Origin of the sequence: Martelella sp. UBA3392 (assembly GCF_002358775.1) — a bacterium.
In the GTDB taxonomy this organism is placed as follows: Bacteria; Pseudomonadota; Alphaproteobacteria; order Rhizobiales; family Rhizobiaceae; genus Martelella; species Martelella mediterranea.
The window spans coordinates 1-3,436 of sequence record NZ_DEPM01000085.1; the positions used below are offsets into that span (position 1 = coordinate 1).

Below are 3,436 nucleotides of genomic sequence, written 5' to 3' on the forward strand. Positions count from 1 at the left end.
CCAGTCCATTTCCGGATGGGAGCGAATCTGGTCGTAGAGCGCGACCGCCTCGATGATGTTGAGAAGCTGGCGCTTGTATTCATGAATGCGCTTGATCTGGATATCGAAGATCGCCGACGGATCGATACGGGTGCCGAGCCGTTCGCCGATCAGGTTCGAGAGCCGCGCCTTGTTCTCGCGCTTGACCGCGTCGAACCGCTCCTGGAAGCTCGAATCCTCGGCAAACGCGTCGAGCGCCTTCAGCTTTTCGGTGTCGTCGAGGAACTCGTCGCCGATGACATCGCGGATCAGCCGGGTGAGGCCCGGATTGCACTCCTTCAGCCAGCGTCTGGGCGTGATGCCGTTGGTCTTGTTGTTGATCCGGTCGGGATGAATGCGGTGCAGATTGTAGAACACCGTCTCCTTCATCAGTTCGGTATGCAGGGCCGAAACGCCGTTGATCGAATGCGAGCCGAGGAAGGCTATGTTGCCCATGCGGACCCTGCGCTCGCCGCCCTCGTCGATCAGCGAGATCTGGCGGATCGCCTCGTCGGTGGCGCCCTTCTGCTTGCGGGCCTCCAGCAGGATCTTCGCGTTGATCTGGTAGATCAGCTGCATGTGGCGCGGGAACAGCCGCTCGAACAGCGGCACCGGCCAGGTTTCCAGCGCTTCAGGCAGAAGCGTATGATTGGTGTAGGCGAAGGTCTTGACCGTCATATCCCAGGCCTCGTCGAAGGCGATGTCGTGGATATCGATCAGAAGCCGCATCATCTCGATCACGGCAATCGCCGGATGGGTGTCGTTGAGATGGATCGCGACTTTTTCGGGCAGGTTGGAGAGATCGCCGAACTGCTGCTTGTGGCGGCGGAGAATGTCCTGCAGCGATGCGGAGGAGAAGAAATATTCCTGCCGCAGCCGCAGCTCCTGGCCCGCCGGATTGGCGTCGGCGGGGTAGAGCACGCGGGTGAGCGTCTCCGCCTTGGTGCTTTCCTGCAGCGCGCCGATATGGTCGCCGGCGTTGAACTTGTCGAGCAGGATCGGATCGATCGCGTCCGCCGACCAGAGCCGGAGCGTGTTGACGCGCTTGGCGCGCCAGCCCACGACGGGTGTGTCGTAGGCCTCGGCCATCATCCGTTCGGCCGGCTTCCAGACATAGCGCGGCTCCTTGCCGCCTTCCTCGATGATGTCGACCTTGCCGCCGAAATTGATCTCATAGGTGCTTTCGCGGCGGTGGAACTCCCAGGGGTTGCCGTGGGCGAGCCAGTTTTCCGGCAATTCCACCTGCCAGCCGTCCGCGATCTCCTGTCGGAACAGGCCGTTGACGTAGCGGATGCCGTAGCCATAGGCCGGCACGTCGACCGTCGCCATCGATTCCATGAAACAGGCCGCAAGCCGCCCGAGACCGCCATTGCCGAGCGCGGCATCGGGCTCGAGCCCGGCGATCTCCACCAGATTGACGTCGAGCTTGGCGAGCGCCTTGTTGATCGCGTCGATCATTTCGAGGTTTGATATTGCATCGCGCAAAAGCCGGCCGATCAGGAATTCCAGCGACAGGTAGTAGACCCGCTTGGAGCCGGCTTCATAGGTCTTGCGCGTGGATTCCATCCACTTGTCGGTGACCCGGTCGCGGATAGCCAGAATAACGGCGCGCAGCCAGTCATGCGGCTTGGCGACGATTGTATCCTTGCCGACCTGATAGATCAGCTTTTCCAGGATGCTGGCGGCCAGTTCGTCGGCATCGTGAGAGCGGGGCGTGGGCAGCGGGAGATCGGGGTTGGTCACTTTGTTCATTGTTTTTTTCCGTCAATAAAAGCTGGAAAATCGGAAGCATCGACCGTCTGAAATTGCGGCCCCTCAGTGCGGGAGGACCTGATGGGCGTCTTAACAATGCAATTTATGCACTGATATGACGCACTTGCAATAAAGCGATCGTAACGGGCGGGAATTTCTTTCCGGCCTTCAAGCACTGTCTTTCAGCTTGTCCTGCAAAGCGGCAGGAAAATGACCCGGGACATTTCAACCTGAAGGGATCTGATCGTCGGCCGAAAACATCCGAGGTTCTCGCAAATATGTCGGACGAAAGGGCGCCAGCCCGTTTCAGCGCACCGTCTCGGGGACCGGCACGACATCGACCGCCTGGGTCGCCTTGTGCTCGCCATAGGTTTTCATGACGCCGAGAACCGGCACCACGTCGGCATAATCCCGGCCATAGGCGACCACGATGTGATCCGATCCCGCCTCGATATTGTTGGTCGGGTCGAGTTCGATCCAGCCGAGCGCGCCGCCGCACCAGACCCGGACCCAGGCATGCATCGCGTCAGCGCCTTCGAGCCGCGGCTTGCCGGGCGGGGGAATGGTGCGGAGATAACCGCTGACATAGCCGGCGGGAATGCCGATCGCCCTCAGCGCCGAAATCATCACATGGGAGAAATCCTGGCAGACGCCGCGTCTGAGGTGAAAGGCCTCGATCGGCGTGCTGTCGACCGTCGTCGCCTCGCCGTCATAGGCGAAATCGCTATGAATGCGCGCGCAGATCGCCTTGGCTATCTGGTGAACGCTCATGCCGGGCGCGGCGCTTTCCCGGCCATAGGCGCCGATTGCGGGGTCATGGGGAATGCGCGGGCTGGCGCTCAGGAAATGATGCGGCGAATCCCGCCCGAGATCGAGAATGCGGGCATATTCTTCGCGAAGGCGCGGCAGTTCCGGCGAAAAGGCGAGCGTGGTGCGTGGCGGCTCGACATTGACGCGCGCCTTCATCGTGACCGCGAAGCTCTGATGCGGCGGATCGATCAGCGTCGCGATCGCCGGATGGCCGAAGAAATCGGTGAAGCCGCGCTGCTCGCTCGGATGCGGATCGAACTTGACGTGGCCGGCGATCAGGCGCTGGCGCTGGGTTGCGGCCAGCGGCAAAACGCGGGTGATGTGGCGCGCGAGCGAGGCGGGCGTGTCGTAGTGATATTCCATCTTCAGCGAGAGATCGTAGAGCATCATCCCTCACAGATAGCTTTGGGCGAGACAGTCGGAGAGCGCCTCGAAATCGCGCTCCAGCGTCGCATAATAATCGATCGAGATGGAGTTCGCGGTCATCACCGCAAGGCCGGACTGGACGCGCATGGTCTCGCGGTGGAGCGGAGACATCTGGGTCATGTGATCCTGGCTCGGCAGCTTCTCGACCTCGGCCAGCATCTGATTGAGCTGGAACAGCACCGAGCGCGGGTTTTGCGGGTCGAGCGCCAGGAGGTCGGTGATCGTCAGCCGGTCGGTGTTGACGTTGTAGTGACGCCGGTGGGTCATGACGTTGTCGCCGATTTCGAGCAGGATATCGAAGGCCCCGTCGGGCGCGTCCTCGCCGGAAAGCTCGCCGAGCAGGCGCGTCATGTGCAGGCCGCGTTCGAGATAGCGGCCGATCGACAGGAACCGCCATCCGGTCGAACGATACATGTTTTCGTGGACGAGA

3 protein-coding genes are annotated in these 3,436 nt (G+C 61.5%); all 3 read right to left on the reverse strand.

Going from position 1 to position 3,436, the window contains the following annotated elements; genetic code table 11:
• Positions 1 to 1,770, reverse strand: a 1,770-nt coding sequence (gene glgP, locus B4E36_RS06315) for a glycogen/starch/alpha-glucan family phosphorylase (RefSeq protein WP_345900134.1), incomplete at its 3' end; no start/stop codon positions are given.
• A gap of 306 nt (positions 1,771 to 2,076) precedes the next feature.
• Positions 2,077 to 2,967 carry a transglutaminase family protein gene (locus B4E36_RS06320; protein WP_345900135.1) on the reverse strand — a complete coding sequence of 297 codons (891 nt, stop codon included), beginning with the start codon at positions 2,965 to 2,967 and terminating at the stop codon, positions 2,077 to 2,079.
• 6 nt (positions 2,968 to 2,973) lie between these two features.
• A partial coding sequence (locus B4E36_RS06325; RefSeq protein WP_345900136.1) for an alpha-E domain-containing protein occupies positions 2,974 to 3,436 on the reverse strand: 463 nt, incomplete at its 5' end.